This is a genomic window from Micromonospora sp. GCM10011542 (genome assembly GCF_042650685.1).
Taxonomy (GTDB): domain Bacteria; phylum Actinomycetota; class Actinomycetes; order Mycobacteriales; family Micromonosporaceae; genus Micromonospora.
The window spans coordinates 101,599-127,894 of sequence record NZ_JBHSBO010000007.1 but is presented as its reverse complement, the minus strand read 5'-3'; the positions used below and the strand labels follow the sequence as shown (position 1 = coordinate 127,894).

Annotated in this window: 28 protein-coding genes; 20 read left to right on the top strand and 8 right to left on the bottom strand. The window is 71.7% G+C overall.

The window, feature by feature from the left end; translation table 11 throughout:
• Window positions 1-208: 208 nt before the first annotated feature.
• From dnaK to ACFOW4_RS02125, 5 genes are all read left to right on the top strand, one after another.
• Complete coding sequence (gene dnaK / locus ACFOW4_RS02145) at window positions 209-2,077, top strand: molecular chaperone DnaK (protein ID WP_377523918.1); 1,869 nt, start codon at window positions 209-211, stop codon at window positions 2,075-2,077.
• 48 nt (window positions 2,078-2,125) lie between these two features.
• A complete protein-coding gene (gene grpE / locus ACFOW4_RS02140) occupies window positions 2,126-2,884 on the top strand; it encodes a nucleotide exchange factor GrpE (protein WP_377523916.1) in 759 nt (252 codons plus the stop codon).
• An 82-nt stretch (window positions 2,885-2,966) separates the two neighbouring features.
• Window positions 2,967-4,154: a molecular chaperone DnaJ gene (gene dnaJ / locus ACFOW4_RS02135; RefSeq protein WP_377523915.1), complete on the top strand. Its 1,188-nt coding sequence runs from the start codon at window positions 2,967-2,969 to the stop codon at window positions 4,152-4,154.
• Window positions 4,155-4,183: 29 nt separating this feature from the next.
• Entirely contained in the window at window positions 4,184-4,624 is a 441-nt protein-coding gene (locus ACFOW4_RS02130; protein WP_377523913.1) for a heat shock protein transcriptional repressor HspR, read from the top strand.
• Between the two features lie 138 nt (window positions 4,625-4,762).
• Window positions 4,763-4,969: a hypothetical protein gene (locus tag ACFOW4_RS02125; RefSeq protein WP_377523912.1), complete on the top strand. Its 207-nt coding sequence runs from the start codon at window positions 4,763-4,765 to the stop codon at window positions 4,967-4,969.
• Window positions 4,970-5,148: 179 nt separating this feature from the next.
• Here the strand turns inward: ACFOW4_RS02125 and ACFOW4_RS02120 are convergent, their stop codons facing one another.
• From ACFOW4_RS02120 to ACFOW4_RS02105, 4 genes are all read right to left on the bottom strand, one after another.
• Window positions 5,149-5,580: a hypothetical protein gene (locus ACFOW4_RS02120; protein WP_377523911.1), complete on the bottom strand. Its 432-nt coding sequence runs from the start codon at window positions 5,578-5,580 to the stop codon at window positions 5,149-5,151.
• Window positions 5,581-5,791: 211 nt separating this feature from the next.
• Window positions 5,792-6,997, bottom strand: a complete 1,206-nt coding sequence (locus ACFOW4_RS02115; RefSeq protein WP_377523909.1) for a cation:proton antiporter — start codon at window positions 6,995-6,997, stop codon at window positions 5,792-5,794.
• Between the two features lie 5 nt (window positions 6,998-7,002).
• Entirely contained in the window at window positions 7,003-7,503 is a 501-nt protein-coding gene (locus ACFOW4_RS02110; RefSeq protein WP_377523908.1) for a cation:proton antiporter regulatory subunit, read from the bottom strand.
• 112 nt (window positions 7,504-7,615) lie between these two features.
• A complete protein-coding gene (locus ACFOW4_RS02105) occupies window positions 7,616-8,752 on the bottom strand; it encodes an epoxide hydrolase family protein (RefSeq protein WP_377523906.1) in 1,137 nt (378 codons plus the stop codon).
• Between the two features lie 85 nt (window positions 8,753-8,837).
• On the opposite strand from ACFOW4_RS02105, the gene ACFOW4_RS02100 reads away from it, so the two are divergent.
• From ACFOW4_RS02100 to ACFOW4_RS02055, 10 genes are all read left to right on the top strand, one after another.
• Window positions 8,838-9,491: a TetR/AcrR family transcriptional regulator gene (locus ACFOW4_RS02100; protein WP_377523905.1), complete on the top strand. Its 654-nt coding sequence runs from the start codon at window positions 8,838-8,840 to the stop codon at window positions 9,489-9,491.
• Window positions 9,492-9,577: 86 nt separating this feature from the next.
• Window positions 9,578-12,169: an ATP-dependent chaperone ClpB gene (gene clpB / locus ACFOW4_RS02095; protein WP_377523903.1), complete on the top strand. Its 2,592-nt coding sequence runs from the start codon at window positions 9,578-9,580 to the stop codon at window positions 12,167-12,169.
• A 124-nt stretch (window positions 12,170-12,293) separates the two neighbouring features.
• A complete protein-coding gene (locus ACFOW4_RS02090) occupies window positions 12,294-12,677 on the top strand; it encodes a hypothetical protein (protein WP_377523902.1) in 384 nt (127 codons plus the stop codon).
• Window positions 12,678-12,752: 75 nt separating this feature from the next.
• Window positions 12,753-13,763 (top strand): hypothetical protein, encoded by a 1,011-nt coding sequence (locus tag ACFOW4_RS02085; RefSeq protein ID WP_377523900.1) that lies wholly within the window; start codon window positions 12,753-12,755, stop codon window positions 13,761-13,763.
• A 79-nt stretch (window positions 13,764-13,842) separates the two neighbouring features.
• Window positions 13,843-14,466: a DUF4178 domain-containing protein gene (locus ACFOW4_RS02080; protein ID WP_377523899.1), complete on the top strand. Its 624-nt coding sequence runs from the start codon at window positions 13,843-13,845 to the stop codon at window positions 14,464-14,466.
• A 102-nt stretch (window positions 14,467-14,568) separates the two neighbouring features.
• Entirely contained in the window at window positions 14,569-15,360 is a 792-nt protein-coding gene (locus ACFOW4_RS02075; protein ID WP_377523898.1) for a hypothetical protein, read from the top strand.
• A 72-nt stretch (window positions 15,361-15,432) separates the two neighbouring features.
• A complete protein-coding gene (locus ACFOW4_RS02070; protein ID WP_377523896.1) occupies window positions 15,433-16,077 on the top strand; it encodes a hypothetical protein in 645 nt (214 codons plus the stop codon).
• Window positions 16,074-16,883 (top strand): SDR family NAD(P)-dependent oxidoreductase, encoded by an 810-nt coding sequence (locus tag ACFOW4_RS02065; protein ID WP_377523895.1) that lies wholly within the window; start codon window positions 16,074-16,076, stop codon window positions 16,881-16,883. Before ACFOW4_RS02070 ends, ACFOW4_RS02065 begins: the two co-directional genes overlap by 4 nt.
• 169 nt (window positions 16,884-17,052) lie before the next feature.
• Window positions 17,053-17,589, top strand: a complete 537-nt coding sequence (gene pyrE, locus ACFOW4_RS02060; protein WP_377523893.1) for an orotate phosphoribosyltransferase — start codon at window positions 17,053-17,055, stop codon at window positions 17,587-17,589.
• 57 nt (window positions 17,590-17,646) lie between these two features.
• Entirely contained in the window at window positions 17,647-18,024 is a 378-nt protein-coding gene (locus ACFOW4_RS02055; protein WP_007454255.1) for a helix-turn-helix transcriptional regulator, read from the top strand.
• Window positions 18,025-18,190: 166 nt separating this feature from the next.
• Here the strand turns inward: ACFOW4_RS02055 and ACFOW4_RS02050 are convergent, their stop codons facing one another.
• On the bottom strand, window positions 18,191-19,012 hold the full coding sequence (locus tag ACFOW4_RS02050; RefSeq protein ID WP_377523892.1) for a DedA family protein: 822 nt from the start codon (window positions 19,010-19,012) through the stop codon (window positions 18,191-18,193).
• A 120-nt stretch (window positions 19,013-19,132) separates the two neighbouring features.
• Window positions 19,133-20,689 (bottom strand): LPXTG cell wall anchor domain-containing protein, encoded by a 1,557-nt coding sequence (locus tag ACFOW4_RS02045; protein ID WP_377523890.1) that lies wholly within the window; start codon window positions 20,687-20,689, stop codon window positions 19,133-19,135.
• Between the two features lie 180 nt (window positions 20,690-20,869).
• Between ACFOW4_RS02045 and ACFOW4_RS02040 the strand changes: the two genes are divergently transcribed.
• The gene (locus ACFOW4_RS02040; RefSeq protein WP_377523889.1) at window positions 20,870-21,355 is read left to right on the top strand and encodes a SigE family RNA polymerase sigma factor; all 486 of its coding nucleotides are present in this window, start codon (window positions 20,870-20,872) and stop codon (window positions 21,353-21,355) included.
• A complete protein-coding gene (locus tag ACFOW4_RS02035) occupies window positions 21,352-22,422 on the top strand; it encodes an LCP family protein (protein ID WP_377523887.1) in 1,071 nt (356 codons plus the stop codon). Before ACFOW4_RS02040 ends, ACFOW4_RS02035 begins: the two co-directional genes overlap by 4 nt.
• Before the next feature lie 18 nt (window positions 22,423-22,440).
• On the opposite strand, the gene ACFOW4_RS02030 is transcribed toward ACFOW4_RS02035, so the two are convergent.
• Entirely contained in the window at window positions 22,441-22,653 is a 213-nt protein-coding gene (locus tag ACFOW4_RS02030; protein WP_377523886.1) for a hypothetical protein, read from the bottom strand.
• Window positions 22,654-22,775: 122 nt separating this feature from the next.
• On the opposite strand from ACFOW4_RS02030, the gene ACFOW4_RS02025 reads away from it, so the two are divergent.
• Both ACFOW4_RS02025 and fbaA read left to right on the top strand, forming a co-directional pair.
• On the top strand, window positions 22,776-23,159 hold the full coding sequence (locus ACFOW4_RS02025; RefSeq protein WP_377523884.1) for a phage holin family protein: 384 nt from the start codon (window positions 22,776-22,778) through the stop codon (window positions 23,157-23,159).
• 147 nt (window positions 23,160-23,306) lie between these two features.
• Window positions 23,307-24,332: a class II fructose-bisphosphate aldolase gene (gene fbaA, locus ACFOW4_RS02020; protein WP_377523883.1), complete on the top strand. Its 1,026-nt coding sequence runs from the start codon at window positions 23,307-23,309 to the stop codon at window positions 24,330-24,332.
• A 60-nt stretch (window positions 24,333-24,392) separates the two neighbouring features.
• Here the strand turns inward: fbaA and ACFOW4_RS02015 are convergent, their stop codons facing one another.
• Entirely contained in the window at window positions 24,393-25,586 is a 1,194-nt protein-coding gene (locus tag ACFOW4_RS02015) for an LOG family protein (RefSeq protein ID WP_377523881.1), read from the bottom strand.
• A 248-nt stretch (window positions 25,587-25,834) separates the two neighbouring features.
• On the opposite strand from ACFOW4_RS02015, the gene ACFOW4_RS02010 reads away from it, so the two are divergent.
• Window positions 25,835-26,263 carry a DUF3151 domain-containing protein gene (locus tag ACFOW4_RS02010; protein WP_377523880.1) on the top strand — a complete coding sequence of 143 codons (429 nt, stop codon included), beginning with the start codon at window positions 25,835-25,837 and terminating at the stop codon, window positions 26,261-26,263.
• Window positions 26,264-26,296 lie beyond the last annotated feature (33 nt).

Here is a 26,296-nt window from a genome sequence, read left to right as displayed (position 1 = left end):
CCGACCGATGCAAGGGAAGACAACCGGACGGTAATAACGGCTGGGTTGCGTCGGGTTGGCTCAACCCGGATTTGACGATCGCGGAGGGCGTGGCACTATTGAGTCAAGTCCACTCAACTTGTGGGCGGCCCGCTCCGGGCGGTGCCCACCAGGCAGCACGCGGGCGGTGCCCGTCACCTGCTCAACCTTACGAAGCGAGGAAGCGAAGATGGCACGTGCGGTCGGTATCGACCTCGGCACGACGAACTCCTGCGTCAGCGTTCTCGAGGGCGGTGAGCCCACCGTCATCGCCAACGCTGAGGGCTCGCGGACGACCCCGTCGATCGTCGCGTTCGCCCGTAACGGCGAGGTGCTCGTCGGTGAGGTCGCCAAGCGGCAGGCGGTGACGAACCCGGACCGGACGATCCGCTCGGTCAAGCGGGAGATCGGCACCAACTGGTCCGTCGACATCGACGGCAAGAAGTACACCCCGCAGGAGATCTCGGCCCGGACGCTGATGAAGCTCAAGCGGGACGCGGAGGCGTACCTGGGCGAGCAGATCACCGACGCGGTGATCACCGTCCCGGCCTACTTCAACGACGGCCAGCGCCAGGCCACCAAGGAGGCCGGTGAGATCGCCGGCTTCAACGTGCTGCGGATCGTCAATGAGCCGACCGCCGCCGCCCTGGCGTACGGGCTGGACAAGGGCTCCAAGGAGCAGACCGTCCTGGTCTTCGACCTCGGCGGCGGCACCTTCGACGTGTCGCTGCTGGAGCTGGCCGAGGGCGTCATCGAGGTCAAGTCGACCAGCGGTGACAACCACCTCGGTGGCGACGACTGGGACCAGCGGATCATCGACCACCTGGTGAAGACCTTCCGCGGCGAGCACGGCATCGACCTGGGTCAGGACAAGATGGCCCTGCAGCGGCTCCGTGAGGCCGCCGAGAAGGCCAAGATCGAGCTGTCCGCGGCCACCACCACCAACATCAACCTGCCGTACATCACCGCCGGCTCCGCCGGCCCGCTGCACCTCGACGTGACGCTCAGCCGCGCCGAGTTCCAGCGGATGACGCAGGACCTGCTGGACCGCTGCAAGGGCCCGTTCGAGCAGGCCGTGAAGGACGCCGGGATCAAGATTTCCGACGTCGAGCACGTGATCCTGGTCGGCGGCTCGACCCGGATGCCGGCCGTGACCGACCTGGTCAAGCAGCTCACCGGCCGCGACCCGAACAAGGGCGTCAACCCGGACGAGGTCGTCGCCGTCGGCGCCGCGCTGCAGGCCGGTGTGCTCAAGGGCGAGGTCAAGGACGTCCTGCTGCTCGACGTGACCCCGCTGAGCCTGGGCATCGAGACCAAGGGTGGCATCTTCACCAAGCTGATCGAGCGCAACACCACCATCCCGACCAAGCGCTCCGAGGTCTTCACCACGGCGGACGACAACCAGCCGTCGGTACTGATCCAGGTGTTCCAGGGTGAGCGGGAGATCGCGGCCTACAACAAGAAGCTCGGCACCTTCGAGCTGACCGGCCTCCCGCCGGCGCCGCGCGGCGTGCCGCAGATCGAGGTCGCGTTCGACATCGACGCCAACGGCATCGTCAACGTGCACGCCAAGGACCTGGGCACCGGCAAGGAACAGAAGATGACGATCACCGGTGGCTCCTCGCTGCCGAAGGATGACATCGAGCGGATGCGTCGGGACGCCGAGGAGCACGCGGAGGAGGACAAGCGCCGCCGCGACGACGCCGAAACCCGCAACGTGGCCGAGGCGCTCCAGTGGCAGACCGAGAAGTTCCTGGCCGAGAGCGGCGACAAGCTGCCCAGCGAGAACCGCGAGCAGCTCAACGAGGCGCTCGGTGAGCTGCGCGGCGCCCTCGGCGGGCAGGACATCGAGAAGATCAAGTCGGCGCACGAGCGGCTGGCGCAGGTCTCCCAGCAGGCCGGTTCACTGCTCTACTCGCAGCAGGCCGAGCAGGGTCAGCAGCCCGGCGGCGAGGCTGGCCCGGGTGCCACCGGGGCGACCGGCCCGCAGGCCGGCGGTGCCGGCGGTGCCGACGACGTGGTCGACGCGGAGATCGTGGACGAGGACGGCAAGAAGTGACCGTCGGCCTCCGACACGTACCTGATGGCGAAGGGATGAGGTAGCCGCATGACGCAGAAGCCACGAGCCGCCGACCCGGGCGACACCGGGTCGGCGCCGGGTGGCTCCGCGCCCGCCGAGCCGGCCACCGGCGACGGGGAGCGGGTCGTCATCCGCAACAACCGCAAGATCGGCGACACGGCGGAGCCGGAGGGCACCGCCACCGACGCCGGCAGCGACGTACCGGCCGAGGGCCTGGTCGAGGACGCCGAGATCGTGGTCGACGAGATCGAGATCGAGGCCACTTCGGTCGACGGGCCCACTCCGGCGGGTCCGCCCGTGGTGGACGCCCCGGCGCAGCCGGTGGGCGGCGGCGGCACCGGCACGCCGCTCGGCGCCGAGATGGAGGCGCTCCGCGCCGAGCTCGACGAGCGGACGCGGGACCTGCAGCGGGTGTCGGCGGAGTACGCCAACTACCGCAAGCGGGTGGACCGGGACCGCAGCCTGGTTCAGGAGCAGGCGACCGGCTCGGTGCTCGCCGCGCTGCTGCCGATCCTGGACGACCTGGACCGGGCCCGGGAACACGGCGACCTGGTCGGGCCGTTCGGCACGGTGGCGGACCAGCTCACCAGCGCGCTGGGCAAGTTCGGCCTGACCGCCTTCGGCGAGCAGGGCGACCCGTTCGACCCGACCCGGCACGAGGCGGTCGCGCACCAGACCTCGGCCGACGTCAGCGAGCCGACCTGCGTGCAGGTCATGCGCCGTGGCTACCAGCTCGGTGAGCGGCTGTTGCGGCCGGCACTGGTCGCGGTCGCGGATCCGGAATAGTGCGAGACGGTGACCGGGCCGTCCCACCCGCCGTTCGGCGGGTGGGACGGCCGGGCCACGACGGTCGGAAGGGGGTGGACCGGTGAGTTCCAAGGACTGGCTCGAGAAGGACTTCTACGCCGTGCTCGGCGTGGACAAGGCCGCCTCCGCGGACGACATCAAGAAGGCGTACCGCAAGGTGGCCCGGGAGTCGCACCCGGACCACAACCCGGGCGACCCCAAGGCCGAGGAACGGTTCAAGGCCGCGTCCGAGGCGTACAACGTGCTGTCCGACGCCGGCCGCCGTCGGGAGTACGACGAGATGCGCTCGCTGTTCGGTTCCGGCGCGTTCCGGCGTGGCGCCCGCGCGGGGGGCCAGCCGGGCGGCATGCCGTTCGACGTCTCCGACCTGTTCGGCGGCGGCGGGGCCGGAGCCGGTGACCGCCGCTTCGGCGGGGCCGGCTTCCAGGACCTGTTCAGCTCGATCTTCTCCGGCGGCTCGGCCGGGGGCCAGGCCGCGCCACGCGGCCCGGCCCGGGGCCGGGACGTGGAGACCGAGGTGGCGCTGGACTTCGGGGACGCGGTACGCGGGGTGACCCTGCCCCTGACGCTGCGCGCCCCGGGTGTCTGCGACACCTGCCACGGCAACGGTGCCAAGCCCGGCACGCAGCCGCGTACCTGCCCGGTCTGTCATGGCGCCGGGGTGACCACCCGTAACCAGGGCTCGTTCAGCTTCTCCGAGCCGTGCCGCAACTGTCAGGGCGTCGGCACGGTGGTCGAGGAGAAGTGCCCGGAGTGCCACGGCAGCGGCGGGGTCACCAAGACCCGCACGCTGAACGTGCGGTTCCCGGCCGGGGTGGCCGACGGCCAGCGAATCCGGCTGGCCGGGCGGGGCGAGCCGGGCGAGCGTGGCGGCCCGGCCGGTGACCTGTTCGTGCACGTCAAGGTGCGGCCGGACGAGCTGTTCGGGCGTACCGGTGACGACCTGACGCTGACCGTGCCGGTCACCTTCACCGAGGCCGTACTCGGCACGGACCTGCGGGTGCCCACGCTCGACGGCGCGGTGACCCTGCGGGTGCCGCCGGGTACGCCCAGCGGGCGGGTGTTGCGGGCGCGGGGCAAGGGTGTGGTCCGCCGCGACGGGCAGGCCGGCGACCTGCTGGTCACGCTCGACGTGGTGGTGCCCGCACGGGTGTCCGACGAGGCGCGGGCGGCGCTGGAGGCGTTCGCCGAGCAGACCCCGCCGGCCGCCCGGGAACATCTCGACGCACGGGTGCGTCGGGTCGGTTAGCGCGGTGGATGGACGCGGAGGTGAGCGGCATGTCGGGCGAGTTCCTCGGTTCGGGTGACCCTGCCTACGAGGCCAAGGTGCTGATGATCTCGGTCGCGGCACGGATGGCGGGGATGCACCCACAGACCCTGCGCCAGTACGACCGCCTCGGCCTGGTGCAGCCGGGCCGGGCGGCCGGGGGCGGGCGCCGGTACAGCGTTCGTGACGTGGTGCTGCTGCGCGAGGTGCAGCGGCTCAGCCAGGACGACGGGATCAACCTGGCCGGCGTCAAGCGGATCATCGGGCTGGAGCGGCTGCTGGAGCAGGCGCAGCAGCGGGTGGCCCGCCTGGAAGCCGAACTGGACGCCGCGTACCGCCGCGTGGCGGAGCTGGAATCGCTGGCCCGCTTCCCCGGCCGCGACCTGGTGCCGACCAACCGCACCTCCACCGCCCTCGTGGTCTGGCGGCCCCGGCGGGCGCCCGACCGCTGATCCGCCGCTCACCCGGATTCCGTCACTTCGGCCCGGCCCGCTCGCCGATTCCTCGGCGTGGGCCGGGCCGCTTCCGCTAGCCTGTCCATAAGGTTCCTATCGGCTTAATCCGGACCAACCGGATGGCGAGGGGGAGCGATGGCGGAGCCGGCGAAGAAGGCGGCCCAGCAGGTGGCTCAACAGACGGAGGACCGGCTGGAACACCTGGCCGACACCGTCCGCGAGAAGTTCGACAAGGTGACCGGGGAAAGCTTCCGGGACCGGATCACCGACGGGCGGTTCATCGACCAGGTCGACCACGGCGTCGACCAGGGGCGGGCCGAGACGCGCCCGAAGCAGGACTGACCGGTCACCGACGTGCGGGCCGGGACCCACGGGGGGTCCCGGCCCGTTCGCCGTGTGCGGGCCGGGACGCGGTGACGCTGCGGCGGGGGCCCCGGCCCGTTCGCCATGTGCGTGCCGGGACGCGGTGACGCTGCGGCGGGGGTCGCGGCCCGTTCGCCGTTCAGGAATGCGGGAAGGCGTCAGCCGAGGCGGCGGTTCTCCCGGACCAGACCGCCCTCGCACCAGTCCCGGTAGACGAAGAGGTCGGGTCGGGCCAGCAGCACCCGGCCGTTGTGCGCCCAGGTCTTCATCAGCTCGTCGCCCTCGCGTTCGGCCTGCTCGACCAGCTTGCGGAAGCGGCGCTTGGGGTGGGCGCGGAAGTTGGTCCGGATGCCGTCGGCGGCGTAGATGTAGAGGCAGTGCAGGGCGAACCGTCGGGCCGGGCAGGTCGGGTCCATCGCCAGGTCGAAGAGCGTCAGCACCAGCCGGTCACCGGAGACCAGCAGGTCCCAGTCCGGCGGCATCGACGCCAGCGGCACCGAATCGGGTTGGTACGCCCATGCTCGCAACTCCGCCGGAGTCGGATCGACGGGGTTGGCGAAGCCGTGGAACGTCGACTCCTGCACGCTCACCGGCCAACCTTCCGCTCTCGCCCGCGTTGGCACTGGCCACCCGCGGACCGGGCTGCTGGGGCGAAACGGTAACCCGCCGTCGTGTGCCGCGGTAGTCCCCGGGGGGAGCAATTCGGCAACCGTTGGCCCGGCCCGGTCAGCCGGACGGTCGACCCGTGCGGGTGCCGCCGCTGCCGTACAAGCCGGAGCCACGGCAGCGGCGGCGGGCGGGTCAGTCCGTGGCGGCGACCTGCTCGCGGCGCTGGGCGGCCGCGCGGCCGCGCAGCCACCGTTTGAACCACGGGAAGTCCGGCAGCCGGGCCAGCATCGGGCCGGTCACCACGGTGATCAGCACGTACGCGGTGGCGAGCGCGGCCAGCCGTGGCTCGACGCTGCCGGCGGCCACCGCGAGACCGGCGATGACGATGGAGAACTCACCCCGGGGCACCAGCGCGAGGCCGGCCCGCCAACGACCGGGCTCGGCGATGCCGACCCGGCGTGCGGCGAGATAGCCGGTGAGGGTCTTCGTCGCCATCGTGATCACAGCCAGCGCGAGCGCCGGCAGCAGCACCGGCGGGATGTCCCGCGGGTCGGTGACCAGCCCGAAGAAGACGAAGAACACCGCGGCGAACAGGTCCCGCAGCGGGGAGAGCAGCTGGGTGGCGTGGTGCGCCACCGGGCCGGAGAGCGCGATGCCGACCAGGAACGCGCCGACCGCCGCCGACACCTGGAGTTTCGCGGCGACGCCGGCGATCAGCAGGGTCAGACCGAGTACGCCGAGCAGCAGCGCCTCCGGGTCCTTCGCCGACAGGGCGGACGAGATCAGATGGCCGTACCGGATGGCGACCACCAGCACGAGCAGCACGGTGCCGACCGCGACGCCCAGCGCGATGCCGCCGCCGAGCAGGCCGGTGCCGGCCAGCACCGCGGTGACCAGCGGCAGGTAGAGCGCCATGGCCAGGTCCTCGATCACCAGGACCGAGAGGATCACCGGCGTCTCGCGGTTACCGAGCCGGCCCAGGTCGGCCAGGACCTTGGCGATTACCCCGGAGGAGGAGACCCAGGTGATGCCGGCGAGCACCAGGGCGGCCACCCAGTCCCAGCCGAGCAGCAGGGCGAAGATGGCACCGGGCAGCGCGTTGAGCACGCCGTCGATCAGGCCGGCCGGGGCCGCCGAGCGAAGGTTGCCCACCAGTTCGTTGGCCGAGTACTCCAGACCGAGCATCACCAGCAGCAGGATCACGCCGATCTCGGCGCCGACCGCGAAGAACTCCTCGCTGGCGTTGAGCGGCAGCAGCCCGCCGTGCCCGAACGCGAGCCCGGCGAGCAGGTAGAGGGGGATGGGCGAGAGGCCGACCCGGCGGCTGAGCCGGCCGAGGAGCCCAAGCAGAAGCAACAGCGCGCCGACTTCGACGAGCAGTGTGGTGGTTTCGTGCATCCGCCTCAGCCGTCCGGGTCACTGTCGGCGAGGATGGCGGACACGCCGTCGAGACCCTTGCGGGTCCCGACCACGACCACCACGTCACCGGCCGCGAAGCGGAAGGAGGGGTCGGGCGACACGTTCACCTCACCGTGGCGGAGCACCGCCACGATCGAGGCGCCGGTGCGGGTACGCGCCTTGGTGTCACCGAGCTTCCGGTTGACGTACGCCGAGCCGGCCGGAATGGCGATCTGCTCGGTGAGCAGCCCGGCTGCCTGCTCGCGCAGCCCGGAGAGCTGACCGAGCATCAGCGACGCGCCGAGGATGTCGGCCAGCGCCTCCGCCTCGTCGTCGGTCAGCGGGATGTCGGCCTGGCAGGCGTCGGGGTCGTCCGGGTCGTAGAGGACGAGATCACGGCGGCCGTTGCGGTGGGAGACGACGCCCAGTCGGCGTCCGGACTCCGTCACCAGATCGTGGCGTACCCCGATCCCCGGCAGGGCGGTCTGCTCAACACGTACTCGCACGCGCCAAGGCTACCGCTTGTTGAACCAGGCGTAGATCTTGGTCGAAGTCGGCCCCTCCAGGGGCACTTTCCCGCCAAGATCTACGCCTGGTTCGGCGCCGGACGCGCGGTGGTCAGCGCAGGCTGGCGAAGAACTCGCGGATGTCGGCGACCAGCACGTCGGTGGCCTGGTGGGCGGCGTAGTGGCCACCCACGTCGCCGCGCCCGGCGACGTCCGCGTCGTACGCCGTCCACCGGACGATGTTGGCGTGGTCCCGCTCGGCGAAGCGGCGGATGGACTGGAAGTCGCCGGGGAACATGGCCAGCGCGGTCGGCACGGTCGTCGGGCCGGTCAGTGGCTCGCCCGCGTGGGCGTCCTCCCAGTAGAACCGGATCGCCGAGGCCGCCGTGCCGGTGAACCAGTAGAGCGCCACGTTGGCCAGGATGAATTCGGCGTCCAGGCTCTCGTCGAAGAGCTGGGCGTTCCAGGCCAGCAGCCCGACCGGTGAGTCGGCCAGTGCGAACGCGAGCGTCTGCGGCTGCTGGCTGTGCACCTGGTTGAAGGAGAACTTGTTCTCGTAGAACCACTGGAGGTGCCCCAGCGCCGCCTGGTCGGCGTCGGAGAGCCCGACGAACTCGGCCGGGTCGCCGGAGGGGAACGAGAAGAGCTGGGTCACGTGCACGCCGAGCACGTGTTCCGGGTCGGTCCGGCCCAGCTCCGGGGCGACCATCGAGCCGGCGTCGTTGCCGACCGCCCCGTACCGGTCGTACCCCAGCCGGCTCATCAGCTCGGCCCAGGCGCGGGCGGTGCGGTACCGGTTCCAGCCGGCGCTACGGGTCGGGCCGGAGAAGCCGAAGCCGGGCAGCGACGGGATGACCACGTGGAAGGCCGGCGCGTCCGGCGCGGCCGGCTCGGTGAGCGGGGCGATGACGTCCAGGTACTCCAGCACCGAGCCGGGCCAGCCGTGGGTGAGCACGAGCGGGGTGGCGTCCGGCCGGGACGAGCGGACGTGCAGGAAGTGGATCTGGTCGCCGTCGATCTCGGTGACGAACTGGGGGTGCGCGTTGAGCTGGGCCTCCACCGCCCGCCAGTCGAACCCGTCGCGCCACTTCTCCGCGAGGGCGCGGACCCGCTCGGTGGGCATCCCGTACGCGGCGCCGGCATCGGGCAGCTCGGCAGGCCAGATCGTGCGGCTCAGCCGGGCGGCGAGGTCGTCGAGGGCGGTCTGCGGGATCTCGACGCGGAACGGGCGGATCGCGGTGCCGGTCATCTCGGGACTCCTTCGGAACGGAATGTTTCGTTCTGCTACGACGATAGCAGACCGGAACGATCCGTTCCACTGATAGTCTGGGGGTATGCCGACCCCCACCGGAAAGGCCGCCGCGCCCCTGGCCGGCCGTCGTGCCCAGGCCGCCCGCAACGACGAGGTGATCCTCGAAGCCGCCCGCGCGGTCTTCCTCGACGACCCGAAGGCGCCGATCGCCGCCGTCGCCGAACGCGCCGGCGTCGGCATCAGCGCCCTCTATCGGCGGTACGCGGGCAAGGAGGACCTGCTGCGTCAGCTCTGCCACGACGGGTTGCGCCGCTACCTCGCCGAGGCCGAGGCGGCGCTCGCCGAGCAGGACGACTGGACCGCGTTCGCCGGGTTCCTGGCCCGGGTGGTGGACGCCGACGTGCACTCGCTCACCGTCCACCTGGCCGGTACCTTCACCCCGACCGAGGAGATGGGCCGGGACGCGATGCGGGCCAACGAGCTGGCCACCGCGCTGGTCGAGCGGGCCCACGCGAGCGGGCGGTTGCGCCCCGACGTGGTGGTGCAGGACCTGGGGCTGCTGCTGGAGGGGTGCGCCGCGGTGCGCGTACCGGATCCGCGGCGCACGGCGGAGCTGCGCCGCCGCCAGCTCGCGGTGCTGCTGGCCGGCCTGTCGACGGCGGCCGACGCCGACCCGCTGCCCGGCCCGCCCCCGGCGGCCGGGGAGTTCGACTGGCGGTGGCGGCCCCGAGAGTGATGGGCGTCACAGCGCTAGGGTTGAGCGGAATACGCTCAACCCTGGTTGCGTCCAACCCAGTGGACAACGCCGATCCGGGGGAGCCCATGAACACCGAACGCCTCACCACCAAGAGCCGCGAGACCATCACCGGTGCCGTCGCGCTGGCCAACCAGCGCGGTCACGCCACCGTGGAGCCCTGGCACCTGCTGCTGTCCCTGCTGGACACCGACGGTTCGACCGCCGCCGGCCTGCTGCGCGCCGCCGGGGCCGACCCTGCCGAGCTGCGCCGGGCCGCCCAGCGCGCGGTCGACGCCCTGCCGGCCGCCCGTGGCTCCAGCATCGCCGAGCCGACCCTGGCCCGCGAGTTCGTCAACGCCATCGGCGCCGCCGAGCAGATCGCCCGGCCGCTGGGTGACGAGTACACCTCCACCGAACACCTGCTCGCCGGCCTGGCCCGGGTAGGCGGTGCCGTGTCCGGCGCGCTGAAGGCTGTCGGCGCCACCGAGGAGAACCTGGTCGCGGCCTTCCCGACCGTGCGCGGCGGAGACCGGCGGGTCACCACCGCCGACCCCGAGCAGACCTACCAGGCCCTGGCCAAGTACGGCGTCGACCTGACCGCCAGCGCCCGGGACGGCAAGATCGACCCGGTCATCGGCCGGGACTCGGAGATCCGCCGGGTGATCCAGGTGCTCTCCCGGCGTACCAAGAACAACCCGGTGCTGATCGGCGAGCCCGGCGTCGGCAAGACCGCGATCGTCGAGGGCCTGGCCCAGCGGATCGTGGCCGGCGACGTACCCGAGTCGCTGCGCGACAAGAAGCTCGTCTCGCTGGACCTCGGCGCGATGGTCGCCGGCGCGCAGTACCGCGGCCAGTTCGAGGAGCGGCTCAAGTCCGTCCTGGAGGAGATCAAGAACTCCAACGGGCAGGTCATCACGTTCCTGGACGAGCTGCACACCGTGGTCGGCGCCGGCAAGGGCGAGGGCTCGATGGACGCCGGCAACATGCTCAAGCCGATGCTCGCCCGCGGTGAGCTGCGGATGGTCGGCGCCACCACGCTGGACGAGTACCGCGAGCACATCGAGAAGGACCCGGCGCTGGAGCGCCGCTTCCAGCCGGTGCTGGTCGGCGAGCCGACCATCGAGGACACCATCGGCATCCTGCGCGGGCTCAAGGAGCGCTACGAGGTGCATCACGGGGTCCGGATCACCGACGCCGCGCTGGTCGCCGCCGCCACCCTCTCCGACCGCTACATCACCGACCGCTTCCTGCCGGACAAGGCGATCGACCTGGTCGACGAGTCCGCGTCCCGGCTCCGGATGGAGATCGACTCCCGGCCGGTCGAGGTGGACGAGATCGAGCGGGCGGTGCGCCGGTTGGAGATCGAGGAGATGGCGCTGGCCAAGGAGCCGGACGCCGCCTCCGCCGAGCGGCTGGAGCGGCTGCGCAAGGAGCTGGCCGACAAGCGCGAGCAGCTCACCGCGCTCTCCGAGCGCTGGCAGACCGAGAAGAGCCACATCACCAAGCTCTCCACCGCCAAGGAGGAGCTGGAGCGGCTCGGCGGTGAGGCCGAGCGGGCCGAGCGCGACGGCGAGCTGGAGCGCGCGGCCGAGCTGCGCTACGGCCGGATCCCCGCCCTCAAGGTGGAGCTGACCCAGGCCGCGGAGGAGCTGGCCCGGCTCCAGGCCGACGGCGCCATGCTCAAGGAGGAGGTCGGCGCGGACGACATCGCCGCCGTGGTCGCCTCCTGGACCGGCATCCCCGCCGGTCGGCTGCTGGAGGGCGAGACCGCCAAGCTGCTCCGGATGGAGGAGTCGCTGGGCTCTCGCGTGGTCGGCCAGACCGAGGCGGTCGGTGCGGTCTCCGACGCGGTCCGCCGCGCCCGCGCCGGGGTCGCCGATCCGGACCGCCCGACCGGCAGCTTCCTCTTCCTCGGCCCGACCGGTGTCGGCAAGACCGAGCTGGCCAAGGCGCTCGCCGAGTTCCTCTTCGACGACGAGCGGGCGATGGTCCGCATCGACATGAGCGAGTACGGCGAGAAGCACTCCGTCGCCCGCCTGGTCGGTGCCCCGCCCGGCTACGTCGGGTACGAGGAGGGCGGCCAGCTCACCGAGGCGGTGCGCCGCCGGCCGTACTCGGTGATCCTGCTCGACGAGGTGGAGAAGGCCCATCCGGACGTCTTCGACGTGCTGCTCCAGGTGCTCGACGACGGTCGACTCACCGACGGGCAGGGCCGCACGGTGGACTTCCGCAACGCGATCCTGATCCTCACCTCCAACCTCGGGTCGTCGGTGATCAGCGACCTGACGCTGGCCGAGGAGCAGCGGCGCGAGGGGGTGCTCGCGGTGGTCCGCTCGCACTTCAAGCCGGAGTTCCTCAACCGGCTGGACGACATCGTGGTCTTCGCCGCGCTGCGCGGGGACGACCTGCGCTCGATCGTGGACATCCAGCTCGACCGGATGCGACGCCGGTTGGCGGATCGCCGGCTCGGCCTGGAGATCACCGACGCGGCCCGGGGCTGGCTGGCCGAACACGGCTACGACCCGATCTACGGGGCCCGCCCGCTGCGCCGCCTGGTCCAGACCGCGATCGGCGACCAACTGGCCAGGGCCCTCCTGTCGGGCACCATCCGCGACGGCGACACGGTCAAGGTCGACCTGACCACCCCCACGAACACCCTCACGGTAACCCCAGCCTGACCCGCGCCCCCGCCCCCGCCCACCCGGGTTGATCAAGAGGTTCGCGTCATCGAGGACGCTTCCCATGACGCAAACCTCTTGATCAACAGGGTGGAGCGGGGGCGGGCGGGGAAAGGATGAGGGCATGTTCGGGATCGGGAAGAAGCAGTGGGAGCGGGAACTGGACGCGGCCGCCGACGAGTTGGCTCGGGCCGACACGTTGGCGTTCGGCGGGGTGGGCATCGCCGGGGCGTTGCTACCGGTGACCGAGGCGTACCGGCGGATCGAGGCCGACCTCGAGGAACACCCCGAGGAGGTACGCCGGCAACTCGACCGGCTGCTGGCCGAGGGCTCACCGGCCGGCCGTGCGTACGCGGCCACGCTGCTGGAGCGGATCGACCCGGCGGCGGCACGGGCGGCCTGGACGGCGCTGCGGGACGACCCGACCGAGTTCACCACGTTCACCGGATGCGTGATGGGGCGCGCCACCCTCGGTGGCTACGCCGCGGATCGGCTCGCCGCCGCCTGATCTTGATCTGCTCGTCGACGAACGCTGGCTGATCGGTGCTGCCGGCGTTTGCCGGCTTTCCGTACGTTGCCAGCCATGAGCCCGCCCGCCGCGCTGGTCCGTCCACCCCGTCCCACCATCGTCACCGTGGCGTTCTGGCTGCAACTGACCGCCGTGCTGCTGCTGCTCGCCCTGATCGGGTTGGTGGTCGCCGAGGCGGTGCACTTCGACGGGCAGATCTCCCGGGCGGCGCGGCTGGTGCCGGACGCCGATCCCGCCGAGGTACGCGGCGAACGGCAGAGCAACGTCGCGATGACGCTGGTTCTCGGCGTGCCCGCCCTCCTGCTCGCGGGATGGCTGGCGGTCACCGCCCGGCCGGTACTCCGGGGCGGCAACACCGCGCGCATCCTGGTCTTCGTCGCCGGGGGCGCCCAACTGCTGATCTGCCTCGGCCAGTGCTGCTCCGGGGGGTTCCTCGTGCCCCTGCTGTTCGCCGCCAACGTCCCGGACGAGGAGTACGCGGAGGGTCCCGCCGCCTCGGAGGATTACTGGCAGGAGTCGAAGTTCTTCGACACGCTCTACTCGGGCACCGACCCCTTCGACAACCTGTTCTACCCGGCCGCGGGGCTGACCGTGTTCGCCGTGCTGACACTGACCGCGACGCTGGTGCTGCTGCTCGCGCTGCCACCGGCCAACCGCTACTTCGTGCCCCGCGCGGAGACCCCGCCCGTGGCACCGGTGCCCGGCGCGGCCTGGCCACCGGTGCTCGGGGCGGCCTGGCCACCGGTGCCCGGCGCGGCCTGGCCACCGGTGCCCGGCGCGGCCTGGCCCCCGATGCCCGGCGCGGCCTGGCCACCGGTGCCGCCAGCCCTCGGAACGCCCGTGCCGCCAGCCCTCGGGACGCCCGGCTTCCTCCCGCCGGGCCAGCCGGTCCCGCCCGGATTCCTGATCTGTCCCGACCCGGCCGCACACCTGGCACCCGCCCCCGAGGTGCCGGTGACCACGCCCGACCCGGCGGTGTCCGGCGAGGGCCGACCAGGGTCGACGGGACCATCCACAGTGCCGCCGGGCATACCTGGCGGATCGCCGGGTATGACCGGTCGTTGACCGGCTGGCAGCAGGAGAAGTTTCCCCAGGTGCCGGGGATTGTTACCGTCTGCGCCGACGTACCTGGGGAGGTGGTCGGGTGAACGGCTCGGTGGCGATCCTGCTCGCGGCGGCGGTGGTCGTGCTCGCGGTGGCCGTGCTCGCGATCGTCGTGCTGGTCCGGCGCCGCTCGGCGACCACACCGGGCGGCGCGGCGACCGCTGGGAAGCGGCCCCGCGACCAGGCGGCGGGACCGCTGCGCGGTGGCCCGCTCGGCGTGACCCCGGGCGACCGGCTGGAGATCCGGGGGCTGCCGTACGCGGTGTGCGGCACCATCCGGCTTGTCGAGGGGGACTGGAGCTGGGCGCAGCACCTGCTCGACGACGGATCCGGTGCTCGCCGATGGATGTCCGTCGAGGGCGGTGAGGAGCCGGAACTGGTGCTCTGGGCCGCCGAACCGGGCGCGACCGTCACCCCGGGCGCGCCGACCATCGACCTCGCCGGTCGGCGCTACACCTGGGCGGAGTCCGGGCAGGCCCGGTACACCGCGATCGGGGAGACCGGGCTGCCGCCGACCGGCACCGTGCGCTACCACGACTACCAGGCCGCCGGCGGCGCCCGACTCTCCTTCGAGGCGTACGGCGAGCAGGGCTGGGGGGTCGCCCGGGGTGACCGGCTCGACCCTGCCGAGGTGACGATCCGCCCGCGACCCGCGGCGGGCTGAGCCCGCGCCACGAGGACCCGAGGAAGCGCCGGGGCCGTGACGGCATGCCGGAGTTGCCGGTTGTCGATACGGTGTGGGCGCGATCTTAAGGGAAGGAGAATCGTGGTCGATTCCCAGAGCACGCCGGCCCGCCAGCGGCCGTCCGTCGTGACGATATCCAGCTACCTGCTCTTCCTGTTCCTGGCGTGCCAGGTGATCAGTCTGATCCTCACCCTGGCCACAATCGGCAAGACCCGTGACGCACTTCGGGAGGCGTACGCGGGCAGCACCGCCGAAGGCGCGGACCAGATCGCGGACTTCGCCTTCGCCGTCGGCATCGGCAGCGGCATCCTGCTGTTGCTGCTCGCCGTCGTGCTCGCCGTGCTGGCCCTGCTCAACAACCGGGGCCGCAACGGCGCACGGATCGCCACCTGGATCGTCGGCGGCATCATGGTCTGCTGCACGGGCGGGACGCTGCTCAGCGGTGTGGCCGGCAACTTCACCACCGGTGGGAACACCGGCGGCGACATGCCGAGCGGCGAGGAGGTGCAACGTCGACTGGACGAGGTGCTGCCCTCCTGGCTCACCCCGGTCAGCATCCTGCTCGGCGTGATCAGTCTGATCGCGCTGATCACGGCGCTGATCCTGCTGGCACTGCCCAAGGCCAACGAGTTCTTCCGCAAGCCCACCGCGGCCTGGGAGCCGCCGACTCCCGGCGCCGCCTACCCGGGCTACCCGCAGTCCTCCGGGCAGCCGGGCTACCCGTCGACCGGCGAGCCGGGTTACCCGTCGACGCCGGGCCAGCCGCCGCAGTCGGGTCAGCCGGGGTACCCGCCGGCCGGGCCGTCCACTTCGGCCGGTGAGCCGGGCCCGGGCGACACACCTCCGTCGGACCGCCCCGGCCCGACGAGTTGACGCACCGATAAGCGCGACGCCCACGATCCCTCCGAGTAGGTTGCAACCCAGCGCCTACCGGAGGGATCCGTCGTGTCGTACCCGCAATCGGCACCGGCCCGCCGGCCGGCCGTCGTCGCGCTGGCCACCGCGGTGCTGCTGCTGATGGCCGTCGCCGCACTCGCGTACGCCGTGGTCGGCCTGGCGGTCCTCGGCGATACCGTCGACGCGTTCCGCGCCGCCGCCCGCGACACCTCGGCGAGCCGCGAGCAGATCGACGACCTGGTGACCCTGCTGCGCGCGTCCGTGGTCCTGGCGGCGGTGGTCGCCGTGCTGGGCGCGGTGCTGCTCGCGGGCCTCGGCCCCGGCCTGCTCATCGGACGCTCGGGCGTCCGGGTGGCCACCTGGGTGGTCTGCGGGATCGGCCTGCTCGCGGGCTGCTGCAGTCTGGCGGTGCTGGTCGGCGAGCGGACCGCGCCGCTGCGACTGGGTGCCGACGAGCGGGCCACCGCCGAGCTGCTGGGCCTCGTCTCCGACGCGTACCCGTCGTGGTGGATCCCGGTGAACGCCGGGCTTTCGGTCGGGCAGGGGCTCGGTTACCTTGTGGTAGCTACGCTGCTGGCCCTGCCGGCCGCGAACGCATGGTTCGGTCGGCACCGTTCCCCGTCGACCGTCCCGTACCAGCCTCCGCCGGCGCCGGCCGCGCCCCCGTTCCGCCCAGGTGAGGACCGCCCGTGACGCTCGATTCTCCGAACGCCGAGCGACGGGCCCTGATCACCGGTGCCACCGCCGGCATCGGCGCGGCCTTCGCCCGCCGGCTCGCCGATGACGGCTGGCACCTGGTGCTGGTCGCCCGGGACGCGAGCCGCCTGAACGACCTGGCCGCCGAGTTGGGCGGTCGGCACGGCCGGCAGATGGAGACCATCTCCGCCGACCTGTCCACCGACGACGGTTGCGCCGCCGTGGAACGGCGTCTGGCCGACGGCGGCCCGATACACCTGCTGGTGAACAACGCCGGGATCAGCCTCAACCGGCCCTTCCTACGGTCCTCCGTCGACGACGAGGCGCGGCTGCTGCGGCTCAACGTGCATGCGGTCATGCGGCTGACCCTGGCCGCGTTGGGGCCGATGACCGAACGGCGCGGTGGGGCAGTGATAAATGTCTCTTCCGTTGCCGGATTCGGCGCGGTGATGCCGGGCTCGACCTATTCCGCCAGCAAGGCGTGGGTCACCAACTTCAGCGAATCCGTCGGCCAGTCCGCGCGGCCGTTCGGTGTCCGGGTGATGGCGCTCTGCCCCGGCTACACGCGTACCGAGTTCCACGAGCGGGCCGGCATCAACATGTCGAAGACGCCGGAGTGGATGTGGCTACGGGCCGACGACGTGGTCGACGAGGCCCTGCGTGACCTGCGCAAAGGCAAGTTGGTCAGTATTCCCGCGTGGAAGTACAAGCTGGCCGTCGCCGGTCTGCGGCACGCGCCGCGTCGGCTGCTCCAGGCGGTCGCCCGGGACACCCGCGGCCGGATCGGTCGCGACGAGCACTGAGCGAGGTCGGGCCGCACGGCCCGCGGAGGTCTCCGGCGGCATGTCGCCGTACCGCCACCTGTGCGGTGGCGGAGCGTAATCGAACATTGCCACTCATCGTTCGCCCACAGGGTTGATCCGGGTGGACCCCGCACGCGGCCCCCAGACTTGCGCAGTACGCTCTATCGCCATGGGGGACCACGACGACCTGCGTAAATTCATTACCGACCTGGCTGTGGTCCACGGACGGGTGGTGCTCTCCTCGGGACGCGAGGCGGACTGGTACGTCGATCTGCGACGCGTCACGCTCCATCACCAGGCCGCTCCGTTGGTGGGTCGGGTGCTGCTCGACCTCACCGCCGACTGGGAGTACGAGGCCGTCGGTGGACTCACTCTGGGCGCGGACCCCGTCGCGCTCTCGATGCTGCACGCCGCCCCGTCGGGCCGATCCTTGGACGCCTTCGTGGTGCGCAAGGCGGGCAAGGCGCACGGTCTGCAGCGGCGGATCGAGGGACCGGAGGTGGCCGGTCGTCGGGTGTTGGCGGTGGAAGATACGTCGACGACGGGCGGAAGCGTGTTGACGGCGGTCGAGGCGCTTCGTGAGGCCGGGGCCGAAGTCGTGGGCGTGGCGGTTATTGTTGATCGAGGCGCCGGCGACGCGGTGCGAGCCGCCGGACTGCCGTATCGGGCGGCCTATACGTTGGCTGACCTCGGCCTTGTGGCGTAAAAGTTTGCCGATTCGGATCTGCTGATATGCAGGCGGATCGATGCTGCTGGTGGAAGGATGGAATACGTGGGAACTGCGTTGGCCGAAATGACTATGCCTCAGATCTCGCCGCTTGCCGGTGAGCCGATCGAACGTGCCGATGCCGAGCGTCTGGCGGGGGTCCTCAAGGCCCTTGCCGATCCCGCCCGGTTGCGGCTGCTCAGCCTGATCCAGTCGGCCCCCGAGGGCGAGGCGTGCGTCTGTGACCTGACGGCGCCGCTCGGCCTCTCTCAGCCGACGGTCAGTCACCACCTGCGCATCCTCACCGAGGCCGGCTTGCTGGAGCGGGAGAAGCGCGGTGTCTGGGCGTACTACCGGCTGGTCCCGAGTGCGATCGCGACGATCGCCGACCTGCTGACCCCGCCGCGCAAGCGGGCCACCAAGAAGGCCCGCTGAAGCAGGCGCTGTGCACCGTTCCGCATCGGAGCGGTGTCCGGTGGCGAGCCAGGGGTGGCGCCACCGCTCGGTGACGCCTGCTCGTCCCCGGCCGCACCGCCGAGGCCGGGCCCGAACATGACAACGGCCGGTCCCCACCAGGGGGCCGGCCGTCGTCGTACCCGGGTCAGTGCTCCTGGCCGTGCTCCGGACGCCGGCGGTCGCGCGGGTGCTCGTCGTGGTCGAACGCCTCACGGACGGCCTCCACCGCACCGACGGCGCTGGCCGCCGCCACCACCGCGACCGCCTCGCCGCGCTTACGGGCCCGGCGGTCGCGAAGGAACTCGAAGAAGATCGGCAGCACCGAGATCAGGATGATCAGGGCCACCACCGGCAGGATGTACCGGTCGATCTTGTCGCCGATGGCGTCATAGATCTGCTCGGCCAGCAGGTAGCCGATCAGCAGGATGCCGTCCACCCAGAGCACGGCGCCGACGATGTTCCAGAGCAGGAACTGCCGGGCCGGCATGCCGAGCGCTCCGGCCACCGGGTTGAGGAACGTCCGCACGATCGGGATGAAGCGCGCCAGCACGACGGCCTTCGCCGGGCCGAACTTCTGGAAGTAGTACTCCGCCTTCTCCACGTACTCCCGCTTGAACAGGCGGGAGTTGGGCCGGTCGAACATGCGGCGGCCGTACCGGGCGCCGAGCCAGTGGCCGAGCTGGGCGCCGACGATCGCGCAGATCGGCCCGCCGATGAGCAGCCCCATCAGGGAGATCCGGGTGCCGTCGCCGAAGATCGCGTCCGCCACCGGCGAGGCCGCCACCCCGGCCAGGAAGAGCAGCGAGTCGCCCGGGAAGAAGAAGCCCACCAGCAGGCCCGTCTCGGCGAAGAGGATCACCCACACGCCGACCAGCCCGAAGGTGTGCAACAGATCCTTGGGGTCGAGCGGGTTCAGGGCGATGCTCTCCGAGAGTGCCCGGGTGTTCTCAGCTGTGTCCACGGCCACAAAGGGTACCGAAGCCTGGTCCGGCGCCGTGCCCGGACCGCGTTCGCTGCGGTCGCGGGCCATGAACGACGGTGCCCCGCCGACCGTGGTGGTCGGCGGGGCACCAGTGATGCGGGTGGATCAGGCGACGAAGCGGGTCCGGCGGCGCTTGGCCACCAGGTAGCCGCCGACACCGGCGGCGAGCAGCAGGGCGCCGATGCCGGTGATCAGGCCGGTGGACGCACCGGTGATCGGCAGGGTGCCACCGTCACCGCCACCATGGCCGCCCTCGGCGTTGACCAGGATCTTCGCGGTGTCGTTGGCCGGCTTCAGGTCGGCGTAGAAGCCGCCGTCGCACTCGCACGGGACGTTGACCTTCACGGTGCCGGTGGCGTTGGCGACGACCTTGTCGATCCGGAACTTGAACTCCCCGGTCAGGTCCTCGCCGGCCGGAGCGAACGGCCCCGGGTAGCAGCGGTACTCCTTGGCGCCCGGAGTGCCGGCGTCGCCCCAGTCGGCGTCCTTGCCGTCACGCGGAGCGCACTCGAACGGCACCTCGACCGCGGTGGTTCCGGTCGGCACCGTGACATCCACGTAGGTCACATCCGACTCGGTCCGGAGGTTCTCCAGGGTGGCCGGGCCGTTGTTGCGGAAGCCGAGGGCGGCAGTGAGCACCGCGCCCTTCTTGCCGCTGAGCGTGGCACCGATCGCCGCCAGGTCGGCCCCGTTCTTGCCGGTGACCTCCACCGTGACGCCACTAACGTTGTTGGTGGGGTCGGTGTCGATCTGCACGGCACGTGCGCTGCCGGCGGTGGCCAGGGACTTCAACGCCAGCGTCTTGCCATTGCCCTTACGGGCCACCTCGGCGCCAGCTTCCTTGCGGGCCTCCGTGCTGCCCTCGAACTCAGCGGGCGTCATGAACGTGACGTAGCTGGACTGGCTTCCCGGCGCGTAGGTGTCGGCGGCAAGCTCGTAGTTGAAGGTCGTCGCACGGCCCTCGCCGCTCGGAATCTTCTCATCGAACTGGCAGGCGTAGAGGTAGTCCTCGAAGTAGAGGCAGTTGGCGAAGCGCTCCTTGGTGCGGATGCCGTAGTCGCTGTCGAACACGGCCACCACGCCGTCGACCTCGGTCTTGCCGACGTTGCGCACCGCGAGCGGCGCTTCGAAGCTGCCGCCCGGCGCTGCCTTCGTCGTGACGTCCGGCCCACCCGCGAGGTCGACGCCCTCGGCCACCCGGATGCGGGAGGTGGAGGACGCGATCTCCTTGTCGGCGGTCCGAAGGCTGACCTTCAGCTCGCCCGCGTCGCCGGTGGCCGCCTTGTCGGTCGGTGCCACGACCACCTTGCCAGGGAACCCGCCGTACAGCTCGTCAATGGTGAGCGGGGAGTACTCCCGGCAGACCAGGACACCCTCTCCGTCGGCAGCGCAGTCGTTGCCGGTGTCACCGACCAGGGTGACCTTCCCAGCGAGACTGCGGTAGTCGTAGCGGACGCTCACCTCGTTGAGGACAGCCGGCTCGCTGCTGTAGACGCGCGCTCCCCGGACCACGCCAGCGGAATCGGCCGCGACCGTGACGTCCGAGAAGTAGAGGTCGAACTCTGTCGCCGGTGCGGCGACGGCCGGGGTGGCGGAGGCGGCGACGAGCGCGCCTGCTACGCCCAGTCCGGCGAGCCAGCGCCGGGTGGAGTGGCTGAGCATCAGGGGGATTCCTCCAGTAGGGGGATTCAGGTGCAGCCTGCGGATCCTAAGGAATCCCTAAGGTGAACCGCCGCCCTCCGCGACGTCGGATCGCCAACACGAGCCGAAAGGTTGACCGGCATCACCGCAACGTTCGGTCGGTCCGCTCCCGTCATCCCAGGCAGGAGCCCGGGAGGTGCAGTGACGTACGAGGAGTTCGCCGACACGCGGCTGGCCCCACTGCTGCGGTACGCGGTCATGCTCAGCGGTGACCCGCACCAGGCGCAGGATCTGGTGCAGGAGACGATGGTTCGGGTCCAGCTCAACTGGCGGCGGGTGGCGCGGGCGGACTCGCCCGAGCGGTACGTGCGCCGGATGCTGACCAATCAGTACGTGGACTGGCGACGTGGCTCGTGGATGCGTCGGGTGCTGTTGCGGGCCGAAGCCGACGAGGCCGTGCCGGCTCCCGCCGACCACGCCCAGTCCGCCGTGGACCGCGACCAGGTCTGGTCCTGGCTGTCGCGGTTGCCGCGCCGACAGCGGGCCACGCTGGTGCTGCGCTACTACGAGGACCTGCCCGACGCGGAGATCGCCGACATCCTCGGCTGTGCCGTCGGCACCGTCCGCTCGTCCATCTCCCGGGCGCTGGCCACGCTCCGGGCCGAGTACGTGGAGGCCTGCTCGTGATCGAGGACGACCTGCGTGCCGCATTCGTGCGACACGAGCCACTGACCCCGCCGCCCGGCCCGCTGCGCGCAGCGATCGACCGGTTGGCCGTACGCCGACGGCGGCGCCGCCGGAACTGGCGGGCCGGCGGTGTCGCACTGGCCCTGCTCGGCGTGCTGGGGATCGGCGTTCCGCTGTTCACGCCGGACCCTTCGCGGTCGCCCGCGCCGGCCGAGTTGCTGGGTGATCCGGGTCGACCGGCGCCGGTGGGCGCGCTGACCATCCTGCTGCTCGGCCTCGACGGCACCGGCGCCACGTCGGCGCCGCCCCGGGCGGATTCCCTGCTGATCCTGCACATCCCGGCCGATCGCAGCCGCCCGTACCTGATGTCGGTCCCCCGGGACCTGGAGCTGCCCATCCCCGGCCACGGGACCGACAAGGTCAACGCGGCGTTCGCGTTGGGTGCCGGGCTCGACCGCCCGGATCTGGCCCGCGGGTACGAACTGACCCGCCGGACGGTCGAGGAGCTGACCGGTACGTCGATCGACGCGGGTGTCGTGCTCACGTACGCCGCGTTGCGGACGCTGACCGACGCGGTCGGCGGCGTACCGGTGTGCCTGCCGTGGAAGGTGCGTTCGGTCCACAGCGGCCGGATCTTTCCGGCCGGCTGCCAGCGGCTCGACGGCGCCGCGTCGATGGACCTGCTCCGTCAGCGGTACGGGTTGCCCGAGGGGGGCAGGGATCGGGACCAGACCGCCCGTCTCTTCGCCGCCGCCCTGCTGCGCCAGGCCACGGATCGGGACGTGCTCACCGACCCGGTGCGGCTCGCCGCGCTGCTCGGCGCCCTGGAGCCGGATCTCACCGTGGCACCCGACCGGACGACTGTGCTGGACCTGATGCGGGTGATCCCGCGGTTGGCGACGGCCGAACCGGTCGGGCTCGATGTGCCGACCACCGAGCCCACCGGGCCGAGCTATCACCTGCGCCCCGCCCCGCGGCTGATGCCGGAGTTGCGCACCGCGTTGCGCGAGGATCGGCTCGGCGAGTGGGCGGCACGCCACCCCGGCCTGGTCGACGGCACCGACTGACGGCCGGCGCGGATCGGGTCAGCGGTAGTCGTCGTCGTCCCCGGTGACCACCCGGGCCTGCTCCATCGCGTCCCAGTCGTCGACCTCCATGCCGCGGTGCGGTGGACCGTCGGTGTCGGCGGGGTCGACGGTGGTGGCCTGTTCGACCGCGTCGGCCGGCTCCGCCTCGGGGTCGCGCTCGTCCGGGTCGAGGTGGTCGCCGGGGGCGAAGTCCTCGTCGGGCTGACCCATCGTCCCTCCCGGGGTCTCGGTGCTCGGTTCCCCACCACCGTACGGGTTGGGCCCGCGTCGCGCGCGGAAGCCGAGTCGGCGGAATCGCCCCTGGGTGCGGCGGCCGGTGCCAGGATGGTCCCGTGGGCTTCCTCATCCGGCTGGCGATCACCGCCGTCGCGCTGTGGATCACCACGCTGATCGTGCCGGGCGTCGACGTGAACGGTCGGTCGGGCGGCAGCACCGTGCTCACCCTGGTGGTGGTGGCGCTGATCTTCGGCGTGGTCAACGCCGTGCTCAAGCCGGTCATCAGGGTGGTCGGCTGCGTGTTCTACCTGCTGACCCTGGGCCTGTTCGCCCTGGTGGTGAACGCGCTGCTGTTCTTGCTCGTCGACCGGATCGCGGGCGGTCTGGACCTGCCGTTCCAGGTGGACGGTTTCTGGCCCGCGTTCTGGGGAGCCATCGTGATGACCGTGGTCACCTGGCTGATCAGCGTCATCGTGCCGGACCGCCTGGACGACCGGTGACCGCGAGCGCGGCACGCCCGCACCGGGTCGGTTGTGTCGGCGTACGTCTTCTGCGGGATACTGCCGGGCGGAGGACAGCGCGGTCCGGCGCACACGTGAACAACAGCGGCCAGTACGGCCGAGAGTGGTAAGTAAGGAGCGCATCACATGCCCATCGCTTCCCCCGAGGCCTACGCGGAGATGCTGGACCGCGCCAAGGCCGGCCGGTACGCGTACCCCGCGATCAACGTGACCTCCTCCCAGACGCTGAACGCGGCGCTCAAGGGCTTCGCCGACGCGGAGAGCGACGGCATCATCCAGGTCTCCACCGGTGGCGCCGAGTACCTCTCCGGTCCGTCGATCAAGGACATGGTCACCGGTGCCGTGGCGTTCGCCGCGTACGCGCACGAGGTGGCCAAGAAGTACCCGGTCAACATCGCCCTGCACACCGACCACTGCCCCAAGGACAAGCTGGACGGCTTCGTCCGGCCGCTGATGGGCATCTCGCAGGAGCGGGTGAAGCGCGGCGAGCAGCCGCTGTACCAGTCGCACATGTGGGACGGCTCGGCCGTTCCGGTGGCCGAGAACCTGCAGATCGCCGCCCAGCTCCTCGACGAGGCCGCCAAGGGCAAGATCGTGCTGGAGATCGAGGTCGGCGTGGTCGGTGGCGAGGAGGACGGCGTCGAGAACGCCATCAACGACAAGCTCTACACCACCGTCGAGGACGGCCTGGCCATGGTCGAGGCGCTCGGCCTCGGCGAGAAGGGCCGCTACATGGCAGCGCTGACCTTCGGCAACGTGCACGGCGTCTACAAGCCGGGCAACGTCAAGCTCCGTCCCGAGATCCTCAACCAGATCCAAGAGGCGGTCGGCGCCAAGTACGGCAAGGAGAAGCCGCTCAGCCTGGTCTTCCACGGCGGCTCCGGCTCCCTGCTGAGCGAGATCCGCGAGGCTCTCGACTACGGCGTGGTGAAGATGAACATCGACACCGACACCCAGTACGCCTTCACCCGGCCCGTCGCGGACCACATGCTGCGCAACTACGACGGCGTGCTGAAGATCGACGGCGAGGTCGGCAACAAGAAGCAGTACGACCCGCGCACCTGGGGCAAGGCCGCCGAGGCCGGCTTGGCCGCCCGCGTCGTCAAGGCGTGCGAGGACCTGCGCTCCACCGGCACCACGATGTCGAAGTAGTTCCAGCGGGAAGGAGGGGCCCCTTGTTAACACACGGGTGTTAACAAGGGGCCCCTCCTTTCAGGCGGTGAGCACCCGGACGGCCTCGCGGACGTCGTCGGTCAGGTGGATCGACCCGGACAGGTCACCGAACGGGGACGCGGCCAGCAGCGGGCGCAGCAGCGCCTCCACCGGCAGCTCCCGGGTCCAGTACGCCCGGTCCAGGAAGACGTACGCGCCGCTGGCCCCGTCCGTGCCGTAGTAGGTCTTGGTGGCCGCCTGGAACACCTCCTGCACCGTGCCCGCGCGCCCGGGCGCGAAGACGATGCCGCCCCGGGCCAGCCGCAGGATGGTGTCCTCCCGGATGGCGTTGGAGAAGTACTTCGCGATCCGGCCGGCGAACAGGTTCGCCGGCTCGTGCCCGTACAGCCAGGTCGGGATGGCCAGCCCGCCGGCCCGCGCCCACCCCGAACCGGCGCCACGCTGCCGGGGCACCACCGCGTACCGCTGCCGGACCGTCAGCGCGGTGGCGGTGTAGCGGTCGTGGTCGGTGAAGTCGGGCGCGGTGGCCAGCAGGTCGATCGCCGCGGTCAACTCCGCCGCCGGCCGGTCGGCCAGATACGCGCCGAGGTTCGCCGCCTCCATCACCCCGGGGCCGCCGCCGGTCACCACCAGCCGGTCGGCCCGGGCCAGCTCCCAGCCCAGCACGGCGGCCATCCGGTACGGAGCGCTGCCCCGCTGCACCGCGTGCCCGCCCATGATCCCCACCACCGACTGCGGCCCGTGCGCGGCCAGCCAGGCCCGGGTGGCGTCGGCGAGCGCGTTGTCCACACCGTGGTCGTGCAGCCGCTGGCCGAGCGCCTCCCGGACGTCCGGCAGCGCGCCACCGTGCGCCCGGAAGTGCTCGTACACCCGGGTGTCGTACATCCCGGCGAAGCCACCCTCGGCGAAGCCGGCGGCCAGGTCCTCCGGGGTGTAGAGGTGCGCCGGCTGGGTCGGGTACGGCAGCCCGGAGAACGGTGGCACCACGTTCGCGCCCCGCCGGACCAGATCGGCGCCGACCTCCCGGGAGGCGAAGCGGCAGCCCACGAAGAGCGTGCCGGTCACCTCCACGGCGGTGAGGTCGGGCACGGGAGCGAGGTCGAGGCGCAGCCCCTGCACGGTCAGGCCGGTCAGCCGTCCGGTGGCCAGTCGCCGGTCGAACTCGTCGCGGGTCTGGACCTCGTCGGTGCGCAGGTGCGGCTCGATGACGTCCGCGGGAGGTGGGGTCGGCACCCGGCCATCCTGCCCGCCCGGCGGGGCTGGCCAAACGTCGGCCCGGGGGCGGACGCACAGGAGCCCGGTGGTCGTGGCCACCGGGCTCCTGCCTTACCGGGTCCTGGGGAGGCTCCGGACCATTAGTTGTAGTGGAAAACACTTGACCACGGCATAGGCCGCAGGCGTGACCAACTCCTCAGCCGTTCAGCGGACCGGGTCGGCCGACCCGCTCGCGTGTCGCCGTCCGAAGCGGGTTGAATGGGGCGATGCAGAACCTGTTGCCGGAGCCACCGGCCACCCACCTCCCCGCGCACGACGATGCCGACGCGGCCCTGGCCGCCGCCGAACAGGCCGGCAGCGACCAGGCGTACGCCGAGGTGGCGGCCCGCTACCCGACCTACAGCGCGGCCTGGGCGGCGCTGGCGACCCGGGCGTTCGCGCAGGGCCAGGTCATCCCGGCGTACGCCTTCGCCCGCACCGGCTACCACCGCGGCCTGGACCAGTTGCGCCGCAGCGGCTGGAAGGGCCACGGCCCGGTGCCGTGGTCGCACGAGCCGAACCGCGGCTTCCTCCGCTGCCTGTACGTGCTCTCCCGGGCCGCCGACGAGATCGGCGAGGCGGACGAGGCCGCGCGCTGTGCCCAGTTCCTCCGCGACTGCGACCCCGCGGCCGCGGACGCGCTGGCCAGCAACTGACCCCACCCGACGGCCGGTCCGGCGCTGTCCGGC